The sequence below is a fragment of the Vagococcus proximus genome, from assembly GCF_029143285.1.
Lineage (GTDB): Bacteria > Bacillota > Bacilli > Lactobacillales > Vagococcaceae > Vagococcus_D > Vagococcus_D proximus.
The window spans coordinates 99,029-122,273 of record NZ_JAPDSH010000008.1 but is presented as its reverse complement, the minus strand read 5'-3'; the positions used below and the strand labels follow the sequence as shown (position 1 = coordinate 122,273).

The 23,245-nt window shown below is 36.4% G+C and carries 23 protein-coding genes, 5 tRNA genes, 1 riboswitch and 2 other annotated features; of the genes, 20 read left to right on the top strand and 8 right to left on the bottom strand.

Annotated elements, in window-relative coordinates; genetic code table 11:
- Window positions 1–11: 11 nt before the first annotated feature.
- The 7 genes from OL233_RS10210 to OL233_RS10180 all read left to right on the top strand — a co-directional run bounded on the left by OL233_RS10210 (window position 12) and on the right by OL233_RS10180 (window position 3,372).
- Window positions 12–85, top strand: a tRNA-Asp gene (locus OL233_RS10210).
- A gap of 7 nt (window positions 86–92) precedes the next feature.
- Window positions 93–163 (top strand) — tRNA-Gly (locus OL233_RS10205).
- Between the two features lie 33 nt (window positions 164–196).
- Window positions 197–270, top strand: a tRNA-Ile gene (locus tag OL233_RS10200).
- A gap of 17 nt (window positions 271–287) precedes the next feature.
- Window positions 288–375, top strand: a tRNA-Ser gene (locus tag OL233_RS10195).
- Window positions 376–392: 17 nt separating this feature from the next.
- Window positions 393–464, top strand: a tRNA-Glu gene (locus OL233_RS10190).
- 88 nt (window positions 465–552) lie between these two features.
- A riboswitch (SMK box riboswitch) is annotated at window positions 553–635 on the top strand.
- Complete coding sequence (metK, locus tag OL233_RS10185; protein WP_275472202.1) at window positions 633–1,814, top strand: methionine adenosyltransferase; 1,182 nt, start codon at window positions 633–635, stop codon at window positions 1,812–1,814. It overlaps the preceding riboswitch by 3 nt.
- Before the next feature lie 85 nt (window positions 1,815–1,899).
- On the top strand, window positions 1,900–3,372 hold the full coding sequence (locus OL233_RS10180) for an MDR family MFS transporter (protein ID WP_275472201.1): 1,473 nt from the start codon (window positions 1,900–1,902) through the stop codon (window positions 3,370–3,372).
- 16 nt (window positions 3,373–3,388) lie between these two features.
- Here the strand turns inward: OL233_RS10180 and mnmM are convergent, their stop codons facing one another.
- The 5 genes from mnmM to OL233_RS10155 form a co-directional block, all read right to left on the bottom strand.
- A complete protein-coding gene (gene mnmM, locus OL233_RS10175) occupies window positions 3,389–3,967 on the bottom strand; it encodes a tRNA 5-(aminomethyl)-2-thiouridylate-methyltransferase MnmM (protein ID WP_275472200.1) in 579 nt (192 codons plus the stop codon).
- Complete coding sequence (gene mnmL, locus OL233_RS10170; RefSeq protein ID WP_275472199.1) at window positions 3,960–4,931, bottom strand: tRNA modification radical SAM protein MnmL/YtqA; 972 nt, start codon at window positions 4,929–4,931, stop codon at window positions 3,960–3,962. Before mnmL ends, mnmM begins: the two co-directional genes overlap by 8 nt.
- A gap of 14 nt (window positions 4,932–4,945) precedes the next feature.
- Window positions 4,946–5,605: a phosphatase PAP2 family protein gene (locus OL233_RS10165; RefSeq protein WP_275472198.1), complete on the bottom strand. Its 660-nt coding sequence runs from the start codon at window positions 5,603–5,605 to the stop codon at window positions 4,946–4,948.
- A gap of 104 nt (window positions 5,606–5,709) precedes the next feature.
- Complete coding sequence (locus OL233_RS10160) at window positions 5,710–6,759, bottom strand: DUF4097 family beta strand repeat-containing protein (protein ID WP_275472197.1); 1,050 nt, start codon at window positions 6,757–6,759, stop codon at window positions 5,710–5,712.
- Window positions 6,759–7,397 carry a DUF1700 domain-containing protein gene (locus OL233_RS10155; protein WP_275472196.1) on the bottom strand — a complete coding sequence of 213 codons (639 nt, stop codon included), beginning with the start codon at window positions 7,395–7,397 and terminating at the stop codon, window positions 6,759–6,761. The genes OL233_RS10160 and OL233_RS10155 overlap by 1 nt, the downstream gene beginning before the upstream one ends.
- A gap of 182 nt (window positions 7,398–7,579) precedes the next feature.
- Window positions 7,580–7,803: a binding site (T-box leader), on the top strand.
- Between the two features lie 69 nt (window positions 7,804–7,872).
- On the opposite strand from OL233_RS10155, the gene leuS reads away from it, so the two are divergent.
- The 4 genes from leuS (at window position 7,873) to pepV (ending at window position 14,379) form a co-directional block, all read left to right on the top strand.
- Entirely contained in the window at window positions 7,873–10,287 is a 2,415-nt protein-coding gene (gene leuS, locus OL233_RS10150) for a leucine--tRNA ligase (protein ID WP_275472195.1), read from the top strand.
- Between the two features lie 165 nt (window positions 10,288–10,452).
- On the top strand, window positions 10,453–12,099 hold the full coding sequence (locus tag OL233_RS10145) for a putative polysaccharide biosynthesis protein (protein ID WP_275472194.1): 1,647 nt from the start codon (window positions 10,453–10,455) through the stop codon (window positions 12,097–12,099).
- 63 nt (window positions 12,100–12,162) lie between these two features.
- Window positions 12,163–12,888: a pseudouridine synthase gene (locus tag OL233_RS10140; protein ID WP_275472193.1), complete on the top strand. Its 726-nt coding sequence runs from the start codon at window positions 12,163–12,165 to the stop codon at window positions 12,886–12,888.
- An 81-nt stretch (window positions 12,889–12,969) separates the two neighbouring features.
- A complete protein-coding gene (pepV, locus tag OL233_RS10135; protein ID WP_275472192.1) occupies window positions 12,970–14,379 on the top strand; it encodes a dipeptidase PepV in 1,410 nt (469 codons plus the stop codon).
- A 36-nt stretch (window positions 14,380–14,415) separates the two neighbouring features.
- Here the strand turns inward: pepV and cbpA are convergent, their stop codons facing one another.
- Complete coding sequence (gene cbpA / locus OL233_RS10130; protein ID WP_275472191.1) at window positions 14,416–15,069, bottom strand: cyclic di-AMP binding protein CbpA; 654 nt, start codon at window positions 15,067–15,069, stop codon at window positions 14,416–14,418.
- 185 nt (window positions 15,070–15,254) lie between these two features.
- On the opposite strand from cbpA, the gene rpmG reads away from it, so the two are divergent.
- From rpmG to OL233_RS10105, 5 genes are all read left to right on the top strand, one after another.
- Complete coding sequence (gene rpmG / locus OL233_RS10125) at window positions 15,255–15,407, top strand: 50S ribosomal protein L33 (protein ID WP_126832656.1); 153 nt, start codon at window positions 15,255–15,257, stop codon at window positions 15,405–15,407.
- Window positions 15,408–15,430: 23 nt separating this feature from the next.
- Complete coding sequence (gene secE / locus OL233_RS10120; protein WP_126832658.1) at window positions 15,431–15,598, top strand: preprotein translocase subunit SecE; 168 nt, start codon at window positions 15,431–15,433, stop codon at window positions 15,596–15,598.
- A 327-nt stretch (window positions 15,599–15,925) separates the two neighbouring features.
- Entirely contained in the window at window positions 15,926–17,380 is a 1,455-nt protein-coding gene (locus OL233_RS10115) for a helix-turn-helix domain-containing protein (RefSeq protein ID WP_275472190.1), read from the top strand.
- Window positions 17,381–17,497: 117 nt separating this feature from the next.
- The gene (gene nusG, locus OL233_RS10110) at window positions 17,498–18,040 is read left to right on the top strand and encodes a transcription termination/antitermination protein NusG (protein ID WP_126832662.1); all 543 of its coding nucleotides are present in this window, start codon (window positions 17,498–17,500) and stop codon (window positions 18,038–18,040) included.
- Window positions 18,041–18,125: 85 nt separating this feature from the next.
- Window positions 18,126–18,977, top strand: coding sequence for an alpha/beta hydrolase (locus tag OL233_RS10105; RefSeq protein ID WP_275472189.1), 852 nt, complete (start codon window positions 18,126–18,128; stop codon window positions 18,975–18,977).
- Between the two features lie 24 nt (window positions 18,978–19,001).
- On the opposite strand, the gene sdaAA is transcribed toward OL233_RS10105, so the two are convergent.
- On the bottom strand, window positions 19,002–19,865 hold the full coding sequence (gene sdaAA, locus OL233_RS10100) for an L-serine ammonia-lyase, iron-sulfur-dependent, subunit alpha (protein WP_275472188.1): 864 nt from the start codon (window positions 19,863–19,865) through the stop codon (window positions 19,002–19,004).
- A 24-nt stretch (window positions 19,866–19,889) separates the two neighbouring features.
- Window positions 19,890–20,558 carry an L-serine ammonia-lyase, iron-sulfur-dependent subunit beta gene (gene sdaAB, locus OL233_RS10095; RefSeq protein ID WP_275472187.1) on the bottom strand — a complete coding sequence of 223 codons (669 nt, stop codon included), beginning with the start codon at window positions 20,556–20,558 and terminating at the stop codon, window positions 19,890–19,892.
- Window positions 20,559–20,817: 259 nt separating this feature from the next.
- On the opposite strand from sdaAB, the gene rplK reads away from it, so the two are divergent.
- The 4 genes from rplK to rplL all read left to right on the top strand — a co-directional run bounded on the left by rplK (window position 20,818) and on the right by rplL (window position 23,241).
- The gene (gene rplK / locus OL233_RS10090) at window positions 20,818–21,243 is read left to right on the top strand and encodes a 50S ribosomal protein L11 (RefSeq protein WP_275472186.1); all 426 of its coding nucleotides are present in this window, start codon (window positions 20,818–20,820) and stop codon (window positions 21,241–21,243) included.
- Window positions 21,244–21,385: 142 nt separating this feature from the next.
- Window positions 21,386–22,075, top strand: coding sequence for a 50S ribosomal protein L1 (gene rplA / locus OL233_RS10085; protein WP_275472185.1), 690 nt, complete (start codon window positions 21,386–21,388; stop codon window positions 22,073–22,075).
- A 65-nt stretch (window positions 22,076–22,140) separates the two neighbouring features.
- Window positions 22,141–22,269: a sequence feature (ribosomal protein L10 leader region), on the top strand.
- Between the two features lie 45 nt (window positions 22,270–22,314).
- On the top strand, window positions 22,315–22,818 hold the full coding sequence (gene rplJ / locus OL233_RS10080) for a 50S ribosomal protein L10 (RefSeq protein ID WP_275472184.1): 504 nt from the start codon (window positions 22,315–22,317) through the stop codon (window positions 22,816–22,818).
- A gap of 57 nt (window positions 22,819–22,875) precedes the next feature.
- Complete coding sequence (gene rplL / locus OL233_RS10075) at window positions 22,876–23,241, top strand: 50S ribosomal protein L7/L12 (protein ID WP_275472183.1); 366 nt, start codon at window positions 22,876–22,878, stop codon at window positions 23,239–23,241.
- Window positions 23,242–23,245 lie beyond the last annotated feature (4 nt).

Here is a 23,245-nt window from a genome sequence, read left to right as displayed (position 1 = left end):
TAAAGATTCATGGTTTGGTAGTTCAGCTGGTTAGAATGCCTGCCTGTCACGCAGGAGGTCGCGGGTTCGAGTCCCGTCCAGACCGTATTTTTGCGGGTGTAGTTTAGTGGTAAAACCACAGCCTTCCAAGCTGTTGTCGCGAGTTCGATTCTCGTCACCCGCTTTGTTTTAGAGATAAAACAATCCATTTTCAAATGGGCCTATAGCTCAGCTGGTTAGAGCGCACGCCTGATAAGCGTGAGGTCGATGGTTCGAGTCCATTTAGGCCCATTATATTTTTTGAATATGGGGAAGTACTCAAGTGGCTGAAGAGGCGCCCCTGCTAAGGGTGTAGGTCGTTTACGCGGCGCGAGGGTTCAAATCCCTCCTTCTCCGTAGTATCATTATAATAAGGCCCGTTGGTCAAGCGGTTAAGACACCGCCCTTTCACGGCGGTATCACGGGTTCGATTCCCGTACGGGTCATAAAAAGAGCATATGCTCTTTTTTTTTATCCCTTTTTTAGTAAAGCTTTAAAAAGGTGTGCGTTTGGATATGAAATTTGTTATACTAGAAATGTTGCAAGATTCCCGATAGGATTCATTTTTCAATGAAAATGCCTTGTAACCGACAAATATAAAGGGGGAATTATTTATGAAAGAAAAATTTTTATTTACGTCAGAATCAGTTTCTGAAGGGCATCCAGATAAGGTAGCTGATCAGATTAGTGATGCGGTTTTAGATGCATTGCTAGAAAAAGATCCAATGGCTCGAGTTGCTTGTGAAACCTCAGTAACAACAGGTTTGGTTTTAGTTTTTGGAGAGGTAACAACAACAGCATATGTCGATATTCAAAAAGTAGTGCGTGATACTATCAAAGAAATAGGTTATACACGTGCTAAATATGGATTTGATGGTGATACATGTGCCGTTATGGTAGCTCTTGATGAACAATCACCTGATATCGCAATGGGTGTTGATGATGCACTTGAAGGTCGTGATTCAGATGGTAAGGATATTGGTGCGGGAGACCAAGGTTTAATGTTTGGGTTTGCTTGTGATGAAACATCAGAATTGATGCCATTGCCAATCGCTTTGAGTCATCAACTAACTAAAAAATTAGCTGATGTGCGTAAAAATAATGTGTTAACATATTTAAGACCAGATGCTAAGTCACAAGTTACTGTCGAATATGATGAGAACGGGACACCATTAAAAGTGGACACTGTTGTTATTAGTACGCAGCATGATGAAGATGTGACATTAGAACAGATTCAAAAAGATATTATGGAAAAAGTTATTTTAGAAGTTATTCCTAATGAATTATTAGATGATACGACTAAATATTTTATTAATCCAACAGGTAGATTTGTAATTGGTGGACCTCAAGGGGATGCTGGACTTACAGGACGTAAAATTATCGTAGATACTTATGGTGGTTATGCTCGTCATGGTGGCGGTGCGTTCTCAGGTAAGGATGCTACTAAGGTTGACCGTTCGGCTAGTTATGCAGCACGTTATATTGCAAAAAATATTGTTGCAGCTAAACTAGCAACAAAATGTGAAGTTCAATTAGCGTATGCTATTGGAGTGGCTCAGCCTGTTTCTATTTCTATTGAAACATTTGGAACTGAAACTGTTTCAAAAGACAAATTAATTCAAGCAGTGAGAAAGAATTTTGATTTACGTCCGGCAGGGATTATTGATATGCTAGATTTAAGAAAACCAATTTTCAGAAAAACTGCAGCATATGGTCATTTTGGTCGTACAGATGCTGACTTCACTTGGGAGAAAACTGATAAAGTTGAAGCCCTTTTAGCAAGCTTAGCAGAGTAATAGAGGCGGCTCTCATTGAAGTTTATTTGACTTCGTTGAGAGACGCTATTTTTATAGAATAATATAGATTAAAGGAAGTGGAAGTGTGAGAAGAAAAGAAACAAATGTAAAAGTAGTAACATTAACCGTCTTCATTGCTATTTTTATGACAGCGATAGAAGCAACCATCGTATCAACAGCGATGCCAACCATAGCAGGTCAATTAAAGGGTGGAGAAATAATGAGTTGGGTTTTCTCAATTTATTTATTAACAAATGCTATGATGACACCTATATATGGAAAATTAGTTGACCGTATCGGACGAAAGCCTGTCTTTATATTTGGTATTATTGTGTTCATTATTGGGTCGTCTTTATGTGGGATTTCTGGTAGTATGGTTCAGTTGATAGTCTTTAGAGCAATTCAAGGTATTGGGGCGGGTGCAATTATGCCTGTAGCTATGACTATTATTGCTGATATTTATCCAATTGAAAAGCGTGCTAAAATCTTAGGTTTAAGTAGTGCTTTTTGGGGGATTGCCAGTGTTGTTGGACCATTGTGTGGAGGATTTATTGTAGATACAATAGGTTGGCATTGGATTTTCTTTGTTAATGTTCCAATTGGAATTGTCTTAGTTGTATTAACAATGATGTTCTTAGTTGAACCTAAGAGTGAGCATGAGAAGCAACCGATTGATATTGCTGGAAGTTTAACGTTGATGATGTTATTACTTGTGTTATTATACGGTTTCCAAACATTAAGCGATCCGTCTGGCGCTAGTTTTATCACAGCGATTTGTTTTGCTTTGGTCATTATTTTAGGTTTTATTTTTGTGAAAGTAGAACGTACAGCGATAGATCCAGTTATTTCATTAGATTTATTTAAACATTCGACATTTATGATTGTTAATTTAATTGCAGCGTTAGTAAGTGGATTCTTAATGGGGATTGATGTTTATATTCCAATGTGGATGCAAGGGGTATTAGGACTCAAAGCAGCGCTTGGTGGCATGGCATTAGCACCGTTATCATTTGCTTGGGTGATTGGGTCATTCTTAGCCGATAAGTTATTAGAAAAATCAACTACAAAACGTGCGATGACAGTTGGGTTAGTAATTATCTTAATAGGTGGTTTGTTCTTGGCTAACGTTCCAGTGACAACACCATTCTGGGCCTTTTGTTTAATCTCAGGATTTACGGGAATCGGATTAGGGATTACGATTACATGTACAACTGTTCGTGCCCAAAGTTGTGTAGATGAAGAAAATATTGGTATTGCAACATCACTTAATACATTGAGCCGTACATTGGGACAAACAATTATGGTGTCAATCTTTGGTGTGGTATTGAATAATCACTTTAATAAAGAAGTTGCTGCTGATACTGGTTTAGGTTTGAAACGTGAAATGATTGATCAATTATCAAGTCATGACACATTAAAGCAATTGCCGACAGAATCAATTGTACCACTTCGTTCTATTTTATATACGGGGCTACACACAGTTTACTTTGTTGGAATTATCTTAATTATTGCAGCGTTAGTTATGAATCAATTCCAAAAATCTGAAAAATTAGTTTAATAAAAAGCTCAGGAGATTAATTAATCTTCTGAGCTTTTTTTTCTATAGTAATTAGAATAGGGGGATTATTTTTTTGGTTAATAAATTGATAAGATAAGACGTTAAATTGTGTTTGTGGTATTTGTTTAACAAAATTTAAAACGGCATTTTTTTCAATTTCTCCGCCGTCATGTCCGTAGTATATGACAACGATAATACGACCAAGATCTTCTGTCAGTGTCAAAAGATCTTCTAGTGCTTTTAATGTAGTATGGCTTTGGGTAATGATAGTTTTATCGCTCTTAGGGAGATAACCTAAATTAAAGATAGCAGCTTTAACTTTTTTACCAGCAGGAATAACTAGCCCCAGTGTTTCGTGCCCTTGTTGGTAGAGTGTTACTTGTTTGTTAAGACCAGCTTCGTTCAGTATAGCTTGGGTAGTTTGGATAGCTTGTTCTTGGACATCGAAACCAAGGACTGTTCCGGTTTCACCTACTAGTTCAGCTAGAAATAAAGTATCATTTCCGTTTCCAACGGTGCCATCTATCACTAGGTCGCCTTCCGTGACCACCTCTTTTAATAAATCATGACTATAATGTAAGGCTGTTTTAAGCATGAGTATTCTCCTCTCGGACATTAAATTTTCCTTGGTAGCTATTTCTTCTAGCCAATTCATCATCAATCGCATTTAAGACTTCCCATTTTTTAAGGCTCCACATTGGGCCGATGATAGTATCTCGAGGAGCATCGCCTGTTAAACGGTGAATGACTATCTCAGGAGGAATCATTTCTAATTGATCACAAATGAGGTTAACATATGCTTCTTGTGTCATGAGTTTTAGGTCTCCTGAAACATAGTCGCGCATCATTTTTGTATTGGTCATGAGATGTAACAAGTGAAGTTTGATACCTTGAATGTCTGAATCTACAATAGTTCGACGAACATTGTCTAACATCATATCTGTTGTTTCACCAGGTAATCCGTTAATAAGATGAGTACACACGTTGATGTTATGTTTACGTAACTTAGCTACACCATCAAGGTAAGTTTGGTAATCGTGTGCACGATTAATTTTGTTGCTTGTTTCTTCATAAGTTGTTTGTAGACCTAATTCAACCCAGAGATAGAAGCGTTCGTTTAATTCAGCAAGGTAGTCGACAACATCATCGGGTAAACAGTCGGGTCTAGTTCCGATGGAGATACCAACAACACCTGGTTGACTAAGGACTTGTTCAAAACGCTCGCGAATGATGTCAACAGGTGCATGAGTATTGGTGAAGTTTTGGAAATAAACGAGATATTGTGTAACGCCAGGCCATTTTTTATGCATCCGTCCAATCTCTTGATGGAATTGCTCATCAAGGGGTGCTGTGGGTTCAAGGATCATGTCTCCTGAACCAGAGACACTACAAAATGTACAGCCGCCTCTGGCGACTGTTCCGTCACGATTAGGGCAATCAAAGCCACCGTCGATGGGGACTTTAAAAAGCTTTTCACCAAAAGTTTCTCTTAGCGCATAATTCCAAGTATGATAATTTTTAGTAGGATCATTTGAATACCGAAATATTTGTGTAGTCATGGGTAACACCTTTCTTATTTTTGTTTGCCTTTAAAGCGCCAAATAAAACGTTGTTTTTGGAATAATGGATAGGTTGCGAATAACCAGCTAAGACCTAGCAAGTAACCACCAATAATATCTGTAGGGTAGTGTACACCTAGATAAACACGGCTCATACCGATGAGTAGGATAAGACAGCCTAGGATAAACTGGCTAATGAAACGGTATGTTTTATTTTTTATGATGAATTGACTGATAATAATAAGTGTTCCGTAGAAGAGGATACTCGCCATAGAATGGCCGCTTGGGAAACTATAATGACCGGCGTAAACCAAGTGTTCAATACTTGGACGAGGTCGTTGGAATAGGAATTTAATTAAATAGTTACCCAAACTTGCAATCAAACCTACATTTACCAGAAGCCAAAGTGCTTCCGCTTTACGTTTAAATTTTAAGAGTAGTAAACAAGTGAGAAGTAGTAGAATCGCAAGACCTATACTACTTCCGAGCTGTGTCACTACCGTGAAGAAGATTGTGTTTGTTTCAGTTAGTGCGCCACGAATTGCTGTGGTAAGAGGCTGATCTATAAATGAAAGTGTACTTTCGTAAAATTTGACGGTATAGCCGAGTATCATAAAGAAAACGAGTGATACGCTTCCGGCTAAGTACCAGTTATTATGTTTTGAACTGTGCATAGTAAGTCGCTCCTTTTGGGTATAATAAAAAGACTCATTGGCAGACCAAGAGTCTTTTTATTATATCATATATTTGTGATTAACTAATCAGATGAGAGTATGATTTAAAAGTCATCATTAAGTTCATCATCGTAATCTTCATAGCCTTCAGCGGAAACATCAATATCACCAGAAGAGGTTTCAATTGAAAGTGTATGTTTTGCATTTTTTATTTTAAAGTGATCGGTATCTTTATTAAATAGAGTGATATCACCATTCTGAGATTTCGCTTTAATAGAGCTGTTTTTTGGTCTATTTCCAAATCTAGCAAATACGTCACCGTTAACAGTTGTTAAGCTTGTATCATCTTCTAAGTGATCGCCATCCCAATTCAGTGTCCCATTTTGAGAAGTAGCTGTAATAGGACCTGTTATTTCAGTTAATGAAATGTCCCCGTTTTCGGTAATCACTTCGAGGGAACCTTTCACTTCAGAAGCTAGAATCTCACCGTCATTATTTTTTAGATGTATGTTAGGTGATTTAGTATTACTAATATCAAGTGTTGTTGAGTCATTAGACGCTGTTATTTCTTTTTCAACCTTAAGGTCAAAGAGCGATATATAGGACGCATTGCCTGTTACGTTTAAGGTTGTTAATTTTGAGTTTGCAAGGGTAACATGTGCTCCTTCGTTTTTTAAGATAAGGTTGTCAGTTGTCATATCAAAAAGATTAACTTGCGAATTTTTTTGACCTTTGACTGTAATAGTTTTATAAGATTTGGGAATACTTAGGTAAACCGATTGATGATCTGTTTCCCAAAAATTAACACCAATAGGAGGTGATTTTTTTGTGCTTTTTGTAAAGTTCAGCTCCATTTTAGTAGTATCATCTGTTTCAGATTTTTTCCAGTCAAATTTTTGATTTTTATCGAGAGAATAGGTCGTTCCTTCAACATGAAATTTAGTATCGTCAGATTGGCTAATACGGTAATTCAAGTCGCCTGCGATAGTTAATTCCAAGTTGTCGGTTGTTTTTTTATTCTTAGGTTGATACTCTTCTTTAATATGAGCTGAAAGTTGTTTGTCTGCTTTTACATAGTAGAAAGTGCCACCAGCTACTCCGATTATTAGGAGCAAGATACCAAAAGAGGCAAGGCTGATCATTTTTTTTGTCATTAGTGTTCACCTCGTAGTAGTCGTAGATTCCAAGTGGTATAGTGTTTTAATAGTTGTGTGACTGCTTTAGTGATTGGGATAAGTAAAGCAAGTCCAATTACACCAATCCCTGATAAGGCAATGGAGGCAAAGATTTGAAACATTGCCATAGCCCCGCTGTTTAAAAAGAAGGCAACAATACCAATAAGAGGTGAAAGAGTTAAGATAAGCACAGTTAACCAAATACCAAATAATAGGGCTAATGCACCAAAAATCATCCATATCATGAATAAGCCGTTAAAAAGAAGAACGCCTGCGACTTGGCAGAATCGAATAAAGAAAGAGGCGGGTTTCTTTTGTTGTTCTGAGAAACTCTGATAGTAAGGATGGTCATCGTAAGCATCGCTGCTTGAAAATTCTTGCCAGTCACTGCTTTTTTCAGAAGAGTAATCTGTAGGCTTGATGCCATATTCTTTTAGGATTTCTTCAGCGATATGTTGGGGATGTCCAAGTTGTTTTGAGACGTAGACTTCTTCTAGACCTTCATCTAGTAATTGATTAAATTTATCATTATAGAGGTGTAGAAAGTAAGCTTGTTCTTTTTTAGGTAAAGGACGTAGCTTTATTTTTAACTCAGTTAAAAAGTGTTCCTTGTTCATAAGTAGAACCCTCATTTCTTTGAAATTGCTCTAAACGTGAAAAACGTTAAGTAACTAGTATAAATATAGCCTCTAAAGACTAGTAGTACAATAGGATAGGGCAAAAATCAGTCAAAAGTCCTAGAGGGACTAGGGCGTTAGTTTTGTTTTTAGGTTGCAGTTGATGGGGTTATTTGATACTATGAATAGTATACAAACGAAGAGGAGTAGTAAAGAGTCCTAGCTTACAGAGAGCATGTGGTGGTGTGAACATGCAGTGAACGCTTTTGAACTTACCTTGGGAACTGTTTAACTGATAAGGTTAGACCGGTGTCAGCCGTTATCATGATTATGAGGCATTTGTGAATGACTACAAATGTAAATTATGGGTGGTACCACGTTTAGATGACAATCAAACGTCCTATAAAAGCGACACGTTATTGTGGTGGCTTTTATAGGGCGTTTTTATTTTTATTACTATTAGGAGGGATAATGTATGGGATACCAACACAAAGAAATAGAAAAGAAATGGCAAGATTTTTGGGCTAACAATCACACATTTAAAACAACTGAAGATAAAGGGAAAGATAATTTTTATGCACTAGATATGTTTCCGTATCCATCAGGACAAGGACTTCACGTAGGTCATCCAGAGGGGTATACAGCAACTGATATTTTATCACGTATGAAACGTAGCCAAGGTTATAATGTGTTACATCCAATGGGCTGGGACGCGTTTGGTTTACCTGCTGAACAGTATGCACTAGATACGGGGAACGACCCTGCAGAATTCACACAACAAAATATTGAGGTGTTCCGTAAACAAATCAATTCACTTGGGTTTAGTTACGATTGGGATCGTGAAATTAATACAACAGATCCTAGTTACTATAAATGGACACAATGGATTTTTACAAAATTATTCGAAAAAGGGTTAGCATATGAAGCTGAAATTCCAGTTAACTGGTGTCCAGCTTTGGGAACTGTTTTAGCGAATGAAGAAGTTATCGATGGCAAATCAGAACGTGGAGATCATCCAGTATTACGCGTTCCGATGAAACAATGGATGTTAAAAATTACAGCTTATGCAGACCGTTTGATTGATGATTTAGAAGAAGTAGACTGGCCTGAAAATATTAAAGAGATGCAACGTAATTGGATTGGTCGTTCTGAAGGAGCTAAAGTAACCTTTAAAGTGGCAGATTCTGATAAAGAATTTGAAGTCTTTACAACTCGTCCTGATACATTATTTGGAGCAACTTATGCTGTATTAGCACCTGAATTAGATTTAGTAAAAGAAATTACAATTCCAGAGCAATTAGCAGAAGTTGAAGCATATAGTGAAGCAGCTGCTAAAAAATCTGAATTAATGCGTACAGAATTATCAAAAGAAAAAACAGGTGTTTTCACAGGAGCGTATGCGATTAACCCGGCTAATGGCGAAAAAATGCCTATCTGGATTGCAGATTATGTTTTAGGAACATATGGAACGGGCGCGATTATGGCAGTTCCTGCACATGATGAACGTGATTATGAGTTTGCGAAAACATTTGATTTAACAATCACACCGGTTGTTGAAGGTGGCGATATTGAAAAAGAAGCCTTTGTAGGTGATGGCAATCATATTAATTCTGATTTCTTAAATGGTTTAGGAAAAGAAGAAGCTATTACAGAGATGCTTAAGTGGTTAGAAGAAAAAGAAGTAGGACGTAAAGAAGTAAGTTACCGTCTACGTGATTGGCTATTCTCTCGTCAACGTTATTGGGGTGAACCAATCCCAGTGATTCACTGGGAAGATGGGACAATGACAACTGTTCCAGAAGAAGAATTACCGTTAATTTTACCTGTAACAAACGATATTAAACCAAGTGGTACGGGTGAATCACCACTTGCTAATATTGAAGAGTGGGTGAATATTGTAGATCCTGAAACTGGTATGAAAGGACGTCGTGAAACAAATACAATGCCACAATGGGCAGGAAGTTCATGGTATTACTTACGTTATATCGACCCTAACAATGATGACGTGTTAGCGGATCCTGAGAAATTGAATGACTGGTTACCAGTTGATATGTATATTGGTGGAGCAGAGCATGCTGTTCTTCACTTATTATATGCTCGTTTCTGGCATAAATTCTTATATGATTGTGGTGTTGTTCCAACTAAAGAGCCATTCCAACGTCTATATAACCAAGGAATGATTTTAGGAAGTAACAATGAGAAGATGTCTAAATCAAAAGGGAATGTTGTTAATCCGGATGATGTGGTTGAAAAATATGGAGCAGATACATTGCGTCTATACGAAATGTTTATGGGACCTCTTGATGCAGCTATTGCCTGGAGTGAAAATGGTCTTGAAGGTAGCCGTAAATTCTTAGACCGCGTGTGGCGTCTAATCGTAACAGAAGATAATAAAAAACGTGATGCGATTTCATCAGAAGCAAATGATGCACTAGCGAAGGTTTATCATCAAACAGTTAAAAAAGTAACTGAAGATTATGAAGGTCTACGTTTCAATACGGCGATTTCTCAATTAATGGTCTTCGTAAATGAAGCGAATAAACAAGAAGTATTACCTCAAGAGTATATCGAAGGATTTGTTCAATTGTTAGCTCCTATCGCGCCTCACATGAGTGAAGAACTATGGGCGATCTTAGGTCACGAAGGGAGCTTGACATATGTAGCTTGGCCAACATATGAAGAAAAATTCTTAGTGGAAGATGAGTTAGAGATTGTTGTTCAAATCAATGGTAAAGTTCGCGCGAAGTTAACAGTAGCACGCGATACTGAACGTGAAGAGTTAGAAAAATTAGCGATGGCAAATGAATTAGTTGTTGAGCAATTAGCAGATAAAACGGTTCGTAAAGTGATTGCTGTACCGAATAAATTAGTTAATATTGTGGCGAATTAAATCAATAGTGTAGAAAGAACCGTAACTTTTACGGTTCTTTTTTTTTCGGGTAGACTAAATGAAAATTTAATAATTAAATATGGGCTATACCTTAACTATTGTGTTTATTTTTGGTAGAATGATAGTAACAGTTTTTTAGAATGGTAAGAAAGTTGGACATAAAACATGGAAATTCAAAATGAGAATTTTGAACAAAAGGAATTAGACTCTAAACAGAAGATGGTCCGAGGATCACTTTGGATGACAATTGGTAGTGTTGTATCTCGTTTAATGGGGGCCATTTATATCATACCTTGGTATGCGTGGATGGGTGAGAATGCGAAAGTTGCGAATAATCTATTTACAAAGGGCTATAATATTTATGCGTTGTTCTTAATGATTGCAACGGCTGGTATTCCTGGTGCTATAGCCAAACAAATTTCTCACTATAACTCGTTAAATGAATACGGTTTGAGTAAGAAATTATTTAAAAAGTCGATGTACTTGATGCTAGGTCTAGGTGTAGCATTTGCGGGTATTATGTTCTTTGCAGCCCCGATATTAGCGGCTGGTGATAAAGAATTAATTCCGACAATGAGAGCGCTAAGTGTCGCGCTACTGATTTTCCCTTGTATGAGTGTTATACGTGGTTTCTTTCAAGGTTACCATGACATGATGCCATCAGCTGTTTCTCAAATTGTAGAACAGTTTGCACGTGTCTTTTACATGCTACTTGCAACGTTTATTATTATGAAGGTAAAAACGGGTGATTATGTTGCAGCGGTAACACAATCAACATTTGCAGCATTTATTGGAATGCTAGCAGCGCTAGCAACGTTAGCGTGGTTCTATCAGAAAGAATCAAAGAAAATGCGTGAACTAGAACAAAATAGTGATAATAAAATTACAATTTCAACAAATGATTTATTAAAAGAAATGATAGTTGAAGCGTTACCGTTTATCGTAATCGGTTCAGCTATTACGATTGTGAAAATATTTGATCAATATACATTTGAACGCGCGATGCATCATTTAACAAATTATACTCCGACACAAATCAAAGGGTTGTTTAGTACATTTAGTGCGAATCCAGACAAATTAACAATGATCACTATTTCAATTGCCACGTCTCTTGCTGTAACAAGTTTACCGCTAGTGACAGAAGCTTTTACGCTAAAAGACCGTCGGGGTGTCGCGAAACTAATTGCGGATAATTTTCAGCTGTTTTTCTTCGTTATGATTCCGGCAACAATGGGCATGATAGTGTTAGCTTATCCATTAAATACATTATTCTATGAGCCGGATCATTTGGGTTCATCAGTCTTAATTCAAGCGTGTTATGTAGGAATTATTTTAGGCTTTTATATGCTAGTGTCAACGACGCTTCAAGGCTTGTATGAAAATAAAAAAGCCATGCAATTTTTAGGAATAGGGTTACTTGTAAAAGTGATTTTACAATACCCATTCATTGCGAAGTTCCAAGTTTACGGGCCATTGTTATCAACGGCAGTTTGTTTCTTGGTAGCATCTTATTTAACAACAGCGCATATCAAAAAGATAACTCGATTTGATTTAAGTATTGTATTAAGAAGAACGATTTTAATTTTCATTTTAAGTGTAATCATGACTGTGGCAGCTTATCTAGCTCGTTTACTACTGTGTACATTCCTAAGTCCAGATAGTAAAATGCAATCATTTATTATTGTAATGGTTGTAGGTGGATTAGGTGTTGTAGTGTATGGTTATCTTGCTTTGAAATTACGCTTAGCTGATCAATTATTAGGTGATAAAGTAGCGGGCATTCGTCGTAAATTAAAAATTAAAGCTATTTAAAAATGAGAAGAACACTTTTAAAAGTGTTCTTTTTTACTACCATGAAAATAAGTGAGGGATTAGATGAGATTAGATAAATTAATTAGTCATTGTGGCTATGGCAGTCGTAAAGAAGTGAAAGAAATTTTAAAAAAAGAGAATGTAGAAGTTAATGGTAAAAGAGTTAAGGATGGCAAGTTTAGTGTCAATGAGTCATCGGATAATGTGACCTTAAATGGAGAAGTTCTGGAGTATCAAAAGTATTTATATTATATGCTACATAAACCTGAAGGCGTTATTTCAGCTACAGAAGATAATCGCCACAAAACAGTTCTTGATTTACTAACACGTGAAGATTACCGTGAGGATTTATTTCCAGTGGGACGATTGGATAAGGATACAACAGGTCTTTTGATTTTGACCAATGATGGAAAACTTAGCCATAATTTATTATCACCCAAAAAACATGTTTCAAAATGTTATCACGCCCTGATTGAAGGAGTTGTGACAGAGGAAGATGTAGTCAGGTTTAAAGAAGGGTTGATTATATCAGGAGATGAAGAATGCTTACCGGGTTATTTAACCATAGTGTCTGTTGATGAAGAAATGAAACAATCAAGAATTGAGGTTGTGATCTCTGAAGGGAAGTATCATCAAGTGAAGCGAATGTTTGAAGCGGTGGATAAAACTGTTTTGACACTCCATCGTCATTCTATGGGGGGACTTGTTTTAGACGATAGTTTAGCTAGAGGGAGCTACCGCAACGTCTCAATGGAAGAGCTAGAATTATTACAAAAACCAAAAGTTTAAAAAGATAAGAAGCTCCTTTTTATTTTTTTCGAAAAAAATGGTAGAATGAAGTATGTTTAAAATCAGATAGGAGTGGAATGGATGACAATTAATTGGCGTGAAGAAGTAGAAGCAAGAAAAGACGATTTATTTAAAGACTTATTTGATTTATTAAGTATCCCAAGTGTGAGGGAAGACGATAAAGCAACTGAAGATGCTCCCGTTGGACCTGGTCCTAAAGCAGCTCTATTGCGTTTCTTAGAGATTGGTGAACGTGATGGTTTTAAATCAAAAAATATTGAAAACATTGCTGGCCATTTAGAATTTGGTGAAGGTGATGAAACAATGGGAATTTTTGGTCATGTTGACGTCGTTCCTGTTGGGACTGGTTGGGATACAGATCCATTTACACCAGTTATTAAAGATGGAAAATTATTTGCTCGTGGTTCAAGTGATGATAAAGGTCCAAGTGTGGCAGCTTATTATGCTTTAAAAATGATTAAAGAATTAGGCTTACCTGTTTCTAAACGCGTTCGTTTCATTATTGGGACAGATGAAGAGAGCGGTTGGCAATGTATGGATCGTTATATGGAAGTTGAAGAGAAACCTGATTTTGGTTTTGCTCCAGATGCAGAATTCCCAATCATCAATGGTGAAAAAGGAAATGCTTCAATCAATTTAGAATTTAACGGAACGACTCCAGGTGCTTATCAATTAACAAACTTCAAATCTGGACTACGTGTTAACATGGTGCCGGAATCTGCAACAGCAGTGATTGAAGTATCTGATGAAGAAGCAGCAGCTAAAATGGAAGTAGATTTCATTGATTTTGCTGAGAAAAACCCAATTTCTGGTTCAGTAGAATTAGATGGTAAAACTGTGACAGTTATTGTAAAAGGAAAATCAGCTCATGGCGCTAGCCCTAAATCAGGAATTAATGGTGGAACGTATTTAGCAGCATTCTTAAACAACTTTGCTTTTGAAGGCGATGCTAAAGCGTTCTTAAATACAATTGCTACATCTATTCATGAAGATACAACAGGTGGAAAATTAGGAATTGCACATACAGATGACGTCATGGGTGAATTAACAGTTAATGCTGGTTTATTCTCATTTGTTGCTGGTGAAGAAGGCAACTACGTCACTCTTAATATTCGTTATCCTAAAGGGACAACTGCTGATGACATGAAGGTTAAATTAGAAGAGTTAGTTTCGCCAGCTGGTGGATTGGTAGTAGTATCTAAAGCTAGCCAGCCTCACTATGTACCAGAAGATGATGAACTAGTTAAAACATTATTAGCTGTTTATACTGAACATACTGGTCTTGAAGGAAAAGGTAAAGTGATTGGTGGCGGTACATTTGGTCGTATCTTAGAACGTGGTGTTGCGTTTGGCGCAATGTTCCCACACAGTGTCGATACAATGCACCAAGCTAATGAATTTATGGCAGTAGATGATATTATTAATGCGACTGTTATCTATGCAGATGCGATCTACCGTTTAATTAAATAAAATAAAAAAGCTTAGCCCTTCGGCTAAGCTTTTTTATTAATGGCTATCTTCAATAGACTTTTGTAAATCTTCAATTTCTACTACTTTATATTTTTTCTTTTCTAGATGGGCAATTACAGAATTAAGTGTATCTTCTGTAGTATCTGCAGGTAAAGTAAATAACATGCGTCTGATGAATTCATCTTGTCCGACATCTAATGTAATACAACTTGTAATAGAAGTTTGTTTTGAAATGATTTTAGAAACAGCTGCTAAATCCCCTTGTTGCCCCGTAGAAGCAACAGTTAGTACGTATCGTCCTTCAGTGACATTCCAAGATTGGGCCAAAACGTTTAATAATTTACTGTGAGTTAAAATACCATAAAAATGTTGTTGCTCATCAAGAACAGCGATATAAGGTAATTCTTTAATAGTAAAGAATATTTTGAAGAATGAAGAATTGATATGAATAAATTTCGTCGCGTTTTTGATAAGGTGAGTAACGGGCAGTGTCATATCACCACCGTTAGATTTATGACGGTAGATATGCATTTTGTAGATATTACCTCTGAATATTTTTCCTGTTGAATCGAGAACCGGTACACAACGGTAACCAGAATCTTCAAGAATAGTTAAAGCAGCTTCTAGCGAACATGTCTCGTCAACAGTTGTTAAGGTTTGTTTTGGAATGCAAACTTGTTTGATTAGCATTTTAGGAACCTCCTGATTATGAGTGATTTGTTAGTATTATCTTAACATATATTAATCAAAACCCCTAGATAAAAGTAGAATATATTTTTTGAATACTCATTTTCTTTGAATGGTCAATTGACAGTATAGAAAAATGGTGGTAATGTAAACTAGTAAAACTAAAGCAGGATGGGGGATACTGTACCGTGCCAACTAAAAAATCATCACTTGCTTGTTCGGTTTGTGGGTCTAGAAATTACTCTAAGTCTGTAAATGAAGGACAACGCACAGAACGTTTAGAAATCAAAAAATTTTGTAAATACTGCAAATCACATACATTGCATCGTGAAACAAAATAAGTAAAGAATAGGAGGATTACCTGATGAAATTTTTAAAGAGTGTTCGTGAAGAAATGAAAATCGTAACATGGCCTTCAAAAAAACAATTGAAGAAAGATGTATCTACGGTTATTCAAACAACATTATTATTTGCTCTGTTCTTCGGAGTTGTTGATTATGGTATTAACTTGATTATCAAATTATTTGTATAGTAATGAGAGTCATCCCTAAATGTAGATAGCCTACATTTAGGGATGACTTTTTTTAAATTTTCTCTTTTTTTTAAAAACTTCTTAAAATTATGGAAAATAAAAACAAATTTTATGATATCATGTATATAATATCAAGTTTTATTTGAAAGGATACTTTTAAATAATGTCTTATAAAACAAAAAAGATTAACTATATAAGCTTTTTTGTCATATAATGTTCAGTTAGGTCTCTTTATTTTGTTTTTTGTTAATAAGGTGATCTTATTTTCAAGCGTTCAATTTTAAAAATGAGATAAATTAATATAGGGAATATAATAGGTGGTATGTGATGATTGATAATTTGCTAGATAAAAGTGCTAAACGAAAATTAGATTTTGTCAGAATTTTGGAAATAGCAAGTGATTTTTCAGTTGCTAAAATCGAACTTCAAGAAATGATGGGAATTTCAGAATTTATTTGTAATCAAATTATTGAAGAATTGTTACTTGATTTTGAAGAATATAATTTAAGTGATTATTTTAATTTGATGATTTCTGGTTCAGATATTGTTCTTTTTGAATCTCATCAAGCCAATTCGGAATTATTATTAGAGATGTTGGTTAAAAATTCCTTGAAGTTTAACTTGTTGTTAGATATTTATATGAATGACGAGTTGAATATGAATGAATTTGCAGAAGATAATTTTATCAGTTTGTCAACGATGTATAAAATGGTTAAAGAACTTAAGCAATTTATGTCAGAATTTGATATTGAGATTACTAAGAAATTTGATTTGATAGGTCCAGAAGAAAATATTAGATATTTCTTCTATCATTTATTTAATAGGGTGGATCACAATGCAGATATTATGTACCCTAAAACAATACATTTGGGTGTAGGAGAAATAGTAGATCGTTTAGTTTTTGACACGGGTTTAAGTTGTAAAAAGGTATCAAGAAACAAATTGTTTCATTACATTGATATGTCTATTCATCGTCATAAATCAACGGATTATAGTGGCATTGGGTATAGAGCAATAGATATTTATTCGAGAGACTCTATCATTTGGCAAAGTGTTTATATGTCTTTAGAAAATATTGGGATTTTTTCAGAAGAGGCGCTTGAGCATGAAACAACAGTTATAATGGGGATACTGTTAACTGAACACATGCTAGATGTATCTGATTGTATTGATGTACCAAACGATTCAGTGCTTCATACTTATGTGGGGGACTTTATTAATGAATTTAAAAAAGGCTTCCAAAATGAGATTGTTTTGAAAAGGACAGAGGAAGAGTTTGTTAATGATTTGATTATCTCTGCATATGGGATATTGGCGTTCGCTCCTAACAATATGTGGATGCCCAATAATTTAGAGGTGACCTATTTTGAAGAAACATATAATGAGTATTTCCACTTTTGTAGAGAATATATTATGAATTGTGAGTTACCGAATATTGATGACTATCAACAACACTTGTTTTATAACTATTTGCTAGTACTTATAAAATATATCTCCCTTTCCAATATATCTAAGGCAGTTACAGTATGTGTTGATTTTGGATTAGGGCTGAACTATGTCGAATTTATCAAAGAGAATATGATGTTTTTGAATTCTATTAATATCGAATTTAATGATGATTATAGAGAAGTTGATTTAGTATTGACCGATTCACCAAGTACTTATGAGGATATTGATAATAAAATAGTTTGGTTAGCGCCACCACGTGCGACCGACTGGACAAATTTAGCGAATTATATTGTTAAAATTCGTAATGGAGAAATAAAAAGCCCTATGTCATAGGGCTTTTTTTTAAAATAACTAGTAAATGCCTAACAAGAGTGATATACTAATTGACAGAGAGAACTTCGGAAAAGACTGAGGTTTTTTTATTTTACACAAGAAAGTAGGATGCTAGAAATGGAAACATTTGAAAGACAATGGTATGTATTGCATACATATTCTGGCTATGAAAATAAGGTTAAAGCTAATATTGAATCACGTGCACAAAGCATGGGGATGGATGATTTTATTTTTCGTGTAGTTGTTCCAGAAGAAGAAGAACGCGAAGTGAAAAATGGTAAAGAAAAAATTAATATCAATAAAACATTCCCAGGATATGTTTTAGTTGAAATGGTCATGACAGATGATTCTTGGTATGTTGTTCGTAATACACCAGGCGTTACAGGATTTGTTGGTTCTCATGGTGCAGGTAGTAAACCAGCTCCACTATTAAAAGAAGAAATCGAGCACATCTTACGTAAACTTGGACTAAGCGCGCGCCATAAAGAATTAGATGTTGAGATTGGTGAAGTTGTTAAGATTATCGATGGTGCTTTCTCTGGGTTGACAGGGGAAATTTTCGAAATCGATTTAGAACGTCAAAAACTTAAAGTAACAGTCGATATGTTTGGTCGTGAAACGTCAACAGAGTTAGATTTCGAGCAAATCGATAAATTATAATTTTATGAAGAAAGTCGGTACTCCTATTGTGAAGTATTGGCTTTTTTCGTACATGAAATCCTGAAGTAGAGGGAGAATGAGAAAAATGAAATGGTATAAAGAAGTTTTTTTGAAATGTTCAGATTTTTTTTCAACTCATTTGATTAGAAATAAGCTAAGTTATCAAGAGGAATTAGAGTGTAGGTCTAAAGAAAAAAATCGTATTGTGCCGACCATTATGATGCATGGTACAAATGGAACAAGGCGTTCTTTAGGGAGTATGATCAAGCGTTTGACAAAAGCTAAGAAGGCTAAAAAAGTTATGGATATTGAGGTGTCTAAAACTGGGGATATTACAATAGATGGTGAGTTAGATTATTATAATAATGGTCCGGCTCCATTAATTCAGATTATCTTTAAAGAAAGTAATCCTACAGAATGGCAACAAGGAATGTGGTTGAATGATGTTCTCACTAAATTACAGGTAGAGTACGGTGTTGTTGAGGTGGATTTTGTGGGACATTCTATGGGTGGGATTACAGGTCTGAGATATATTGTGGATCATGCTCATGATTTTAGCGCTATTCAAATTAGAAAGTTAGTTTGTATAGGAAGCCCTTTTAATAGCGAAGTGGTACATGAGTCGGGGATCACTAAGTATGATTGTGATGAGAACGGACCTAATCATTTTCATGAGACGTACCGTTATTTGAAAAGTTATAGTGAACGGTTACCGAATAGCTTACGTATTTTAAATATCTATGGAGATTTGAAGAATGGAAGTAAAAGTGACGGTGTAGTCTCTACTTCGAGTGCGAGAGCTTTAAAACATATAATAGAAGGAAAAGTAAATTATTATATCGAGCGTGAGGTTAGAGGTTGGCGTGCACAACATAGTTTACTTCATGAAAATAGGCAAGTAGATGATTTAGTAGCTTATTTTCTGTGGCGTAAATAAAAAAGAACTCCTAAGAGTTCTTTTTTATTTGAATAATTCTTTTGCAATGCGACGGCCAGTTGGTGTATCAGCAAGGCCCCCTTCAGCAGTTTCTTTAAAAATAGTTGGCATTTGTTCGCCGACTTTGCCCATGGCAATAACGACTTCATCTGGTGGGATGACACTTGTGATACCAGCTAAAGCCATATCAGCTGATACATAAGCTTGCGAAGCACCCAAAGCATTACGTTTAACACAAGGTACTTCAACAAGGCCAGCAACAGGGTCACAGATAAGCCCCATCATATTTTTAAGTGTAATCGCGATAGCTTGTGCTGATTGTTCAGGTGTACCACCTGATACAGCAACTAGAGCGGCGCTTGCCATAGCGCTAGCTGAGCCAATCTCAGCTTGACATCCGCCAGCAGCTCCACTAATAGAAGCGTTATTAGCAATAACTAGTCCAAATGCACCAGCAGTAAATAAGAAATCAGTTTGTTGCTCGTCTGTTAAGTTTAAATCTTCAATAGCCGCACCTAACACACCAGCAGCAACGCCAGCACTTCCTGCGGTCGGGTTGGCACAAATTAATCCCATCTCAGCGTTTACTTCGTTAACGGCGATGGCATTGCGAACCGCTTTAAGAATAGAATCGCCACTTAAAAATTTACCTTTTTCAAGATAAGCATTCATTTTGGGGGCGTCGCCACCAGTTAAGCCTGTAACAGAAGTAACACCTGCTGTCCCTCTGTTAATAGAAGCTAGCATAACGTCACGATTTTTTTGCATATGTTTGATAATATCTTCGCGAGAGGCTTTTGATACTTGCATTTCAAGTTGGATCATTGCTTCAGCGACACTGCCCCATTTATTAGCTAGGGCGACCAGTTCCTCTATAGTTTCGAACATGATTTAATCCTCCGTAGTATGTAATTAGTTAAAGAATGAGATGTTTTGAATTTCAGATAATTTCTCCAGTTCAGGGATGCAACTGTCGGCAGTAGGGGAATCTACTTCGATAACCATCATAGCGTTACCGCCTTTGTTTTCACGAGTGACATTCATGATGGCGATGTTGATATTTTGTTCTTGGAAAATACGGGTCACGTTTGCAACGGCTCCAGTAATGTCTTTATGTACAATGATAAAGGTTGGGACGCCGGCATTTAAAGCAATTTTAAAACCGTTTATTTCAGTAATTTGAATATTACCACCGCCAATTGAAATACCTGTTACGCTTAATTTACGGTCGCCTTTTATCAGGCGCATTGTCACTTGGTTAGGATGATCCGCTTGTTCTTTTTTCGGAACGAAAGCGACCTCAACTCCAGCTTCATGTGCTAATTTAAGTGATGAAGACAAGCGTGGATCATCGGGCTCCATTCCTAATAAGCCACCAACTAGAGCGATATCTGTTCCGTGGCCGCGGTAAGTTTTGGCGAATGATTCATAGAGTAAAATGTCCACTTGTTCAGGGAGTTCTCCAAAAATTTTACGAATAATTTTTCCGATACGAGCAGCACCTGCTGTATGAGAACTACTTGGCCCAATCATTACGGGGCCGATAATATCAAAAACACTTCTAAATTGTCCTGTAGACATGCTAATTCTCCTTTGGTCTGTTAGATTTACTTGATAGTGTCATGATAACATATCCAATGGTATAAAAAAATTAGGGAGTACTATTAGAATGGTAAGAGTTTTAATAGAAATGAAAAGAAAAGGGCTTGCTATATAAAGCCGTATCCACTATAATTATACAAGTGCGTGGAAACACGTATTCTTTTGGCAACAAAAGAAGGTGGGAGGAGAAATCTTAATCTCCATATAACCACATCACGGACTTAAGGAGGTATGTCTCGTGGCAAAAAAAGTAGAAAAAATCGTTAAATTGCAAATTCCTGCAGGTAAAGCAACACCAGCACCGCCAGTAGGTCCTGCGTTAGGTCAAGCGGGTATCAACATCATGGGATTCACTAAAGAATTCAATGCACGTACTGCTGATCAAGCTGGATTAATCATTCCAGTAGTAATCTCTGTATATGAAGATCGTTCATTTACATTTATTACAAAAACACCACCAGCTGCTGTATTACTTAAAAAAGCTGCTAAAGTGGACAAAGGTTCAGGCGAGCCAAACAAAACTAAAGTTGCATCAGTAACAAGCGACCAAGTTAAAGAAATCGCTACTCTTAAAATGGAGGACCTAAACGCATCTGGTATCGAATCAGCAATGCGCATGGTTGAAGGTACTGCAAGAAGCATGGGGATTACAGTAGATAACTAATCTTTGTGTAAAGCCACAGCCTGGCAAACAATTAAAGAATGTACTGTAACCACCGGAAGTAGCTTCTCAGTCGGTTTATATTGAAAGATATAAATTCCGTGGGAGGTTCTACCGTTATAACCACAATCAAGGAGGAAACATAATGGCTAAAAAAAGCAAAAAAATGCAAGATGCATTAAAAAAAGTTGATTCAAATAAAGCTTATGAAATTACAGAAGCTATCGCATTAGCGAAAGAAACAAACATCGCAAAATTCGACGCAACAGTTGAAGTTGCTTACCGTTTAAACGTTGACCCTAAAAAAGCGGACCAACAAATCCGTGGAGCGGTTGTATTACCAAACGGAACTGGTAAAACTCAAAAAGTTTTAGTGTTCGCTAAAGGTGAAAAAGCTAAAGAAGCTGAAGCAGCAGGCGCTGACTACGTTGGTGATTCTGATATGGCAGCTAAAATCCAACAAGGATGGTTTGACTTCGATGTTATCGTTGCTACTCCAGACATGATGGGTGAAGTTGGTAAATTAGGACGCGTTTTAGGACCTAAAGGTTTAATGCCTAACCCTAAAACTGGTACTGTTACAATGGACGTTACTAAAGCTATCGAAGAAGTTAAAGCTGGTAAAGTAACTTACCGTGTTGACAAAGCTGGAAACATCCACGTGCCAATCGGTAAAGTATCATTTGACGATGCTAAATTAGTAGAAAACTTCAACACTATTCATGATGTAATGGTTAAAGCTAAACCAGCTGCAACTAAAGGTACATACATGAAGAACTTAGTAGTAACAACTACATTTGGCCCTGGGGTTAAAATCGATACTACTTCTATCTAATTTATAATATAAAGTTAGAAAAATTTCTTGACCTAATCACTTTGCCTATGGTAAAGTGATTAAGTTAAGTCTAATAAGACGTACCGAAGACAGTAGGTGGCATTTGCCTTAATTCCCTACCGAGGACAATATCTGGCAGTAATGTCAATAGTCCCTCTATGTCAACGGTGGCATGGAGTTTTTTTATTGCCTTGGCAGTATGAGACCCCACCATCAAAAACTCAGGAGGTGAAATTAAAATGAGCGAAGCAATTATTGCTAAAAAAGCACAACTTGTTGAAGAGGTTACAACTAAATTCAAAGAAGCAGCTTCTGTAGTCGTAGTAGATTACCGTGGTTTAACTGTTGATGAAGTGACTAACTTACGTAAACAATTACGTGATGCTAATGTTGAAATGAAAGTAATCAAAAATTCTATCCTTTCTCGTGCTGCTGTTGCAGCAGGTTTAGAAGGTATGGAAGAAGTATTTACTGGACCTACAGCAATCGCCTTCAGTAATGAAGACGTAGTATCACCAGCTAAAATTATGTACGATTTCGCTAAAGATGCGGAAGCATTAGAAATCAAAGGTGGCGTAATCGAAGGTAAAGTATCTTCAGTAGAAGATATCAATGCTTTAGCACAATTACCAAACCGCGAAGGTATGCTATCAATGTTACTTTCAGTACTACAAGCTCCTGTCCGCAACGTGGCGTACGCTATCAATGCAGTGGCAGATTCAAAAGAAGAAGAAGTGGCTTAATAGCGGCTTAATCTTTACAAACTAAAAAAAACAACATAATAATGGAGGAATTTAAAAATGGCATTAAACATTGAACAAATCGTTGCTGATTTGAAAGAATCAAGCATTTTAGAATTAAACGACTTAGTAAAAGCAATCGAAGAAGAATTTGGCGTATCTGCTGCTGCTCCTGTAGCTGCTGCTGCTGCTGGTGGCGCTGCTGCTGAAGAGCAAACAGAATTCACTGTAGAATTAACTGCAGCTGGAGACCAAAAAGTTAAAGTTATCAAAGCTGTTCGCGAAGCTACTGGTTTAGGCTTAAAAGAAGCTAAAGCTGTTGTAGATGGCGCTCCTGCTCCACTTAAAGAAGGCGTTTCTAAAGCTGAAGCTGAAGCTTTACAAGCTTCATTAGAAGAAGTTGGCGCTTCAATCACAGTTAAATAATTTA

What these genes read in the sequence shown, in the direction of transcription:
- OL233_RS10165 (WP_275472198.1), bottom strand. Translation starts at nt 5,605, where the DNA reads ATGCACAGTTCAAAACATAATAACTGGTACTTAGCCGGAAGCGTATCA.
- leuS (WP_275472195.1), top strand. Translation starts at nt 7,873, where the DNA reads ATGGGATACCAACACAAAGAAATAGAAAAGAAATGGCAAGATTTTTGG.
- nusG (WP_126832662.1), top strand. Translation starts at nt 17,498, where the DNA reads ATGGAAACATTTGAAAGACAATGGTATGTATTGCATACATATTCTGGC.
- OL233_RS10105 (WP_275472189.1), top strand. Translation starts at nt 18,126, where the DNA reads ATGAAATGGTATAAAGAAGTTTTTTTGAAATGTTCAGATTTTTTTTCA.
- OL233_RS10140 (WP_275472193.1), top strand. Translation starts at nt 12,163, where the DNA reads ATGAGATTAGATAAATTAATTAGTCATTGTGGCTATGGCAGTCGTAAA.
- rplA (WP_275472185.1), top strand. Translation starts at nt 21,386, where the DNA reads ATGGCTAAAAAAAGCAAAAAAATGCAAGATGCATTAAAAAAAGTTGAT.
- sdaAA (WP_275472188.1), bottom strand. Translation starts at nt 19,865, where the DNA reads ATGTTCGAAACTATAGAGGAACTGGTCGCCCTAGCTAATAAATGGGGC.
- OL233_RS10115 (WP_275472190.1), top strand. Translation starts at nt 15,926, where the DNA reads ATGATTGATAATTTGCTAGATAAAAGTGCTAAACGAAAATTAGATTTT.
- cbpA (WP_275472191.1), bottom strand. Translation starts at nt 15,069, where the DNA reads ATGCTAATCAAACAAGTTTGCATTCCAAAACAAACCTTAACAACTGTT.
- OL233_RS10145 (WP_275472194.1), top strand. Translation starts at nt 10,453, where the DNA reads ATGGAAATTCAAAATGAGAATTTTGAACAAAAGGAATTAGACTCTAAA.
- OL233_RS10160 (WP_275472197.1), bottom strand. Translation starts at nt 6,759, where the DNA reads ATGACAAAAAAAATGATCAGCCTTGCCTCTTTTGGTATCTTGCTCCTA.
- mnmL (WP_275472199.1), bottom strand. Translation starts at nt 4,931, where the DNA reads ATGACTACACAAATATTTCGGTATTCAAATGATCCTACTAAAAATTAT.
- mnmM (WP_275472200.1), bottom strand. Translation starts at nt 3,967, where the DNA reads ATGCTTAAAACAGCCTTACATTATAGTCATGATTTATTAAAAGAGGTG.
- rplL (WP_275472183.1), top strand. Translation starts at nt 22,876, where the DNA reads ATGGCATTAAACATTGAACAAATCGTTGCTGATTTGAAAGAATCAAGC.
- rplJ (WP_275472184.1), top strand. Translation starts at nt 22,315, where the DNA reads ATGAGCGAAGCAATTATTGCTAAAAAAGCACAACTTGTTGAAGAGGTT.
- sdaAB (WP_275472187.1), bottom strand. Translation starts at nt 20,558, where the DNA reads ATGTCTACAGGACAATTTAGAAGTGTTTTTGATATTATCGGCCCCGTA.
- OL233_RS10155 (WP_275472196.1), bottom strand. Translation starts at nt 7,397, where the DNA reads ATGAACAAGGAACACTTTTTAACTGAGTTAAAAATAAAGCTACGTCCT.
- metK (WP_275472202.1), top strand. Translation starts at nt 633, where the DNA reads ATGAAAGAAAAATTTTTATTTACGTCAGAATCAGTTTCTGAAGGGCAT.
- pepV (WP_275472192.1), top strand. Translation starts at nt 12,970, where the DNA reads ATGACAATTAATTGGCGTGAAGAAGTAGAAGCAAGAAAAGACGATTTA.
- secE (WP_126832658.1), top strand. Translation starts at nt 15,431, where the DNA reads ATGAAATTTTTAAAGAGTGTTCGTGAAGAAATGAAAATCGTAACATGG.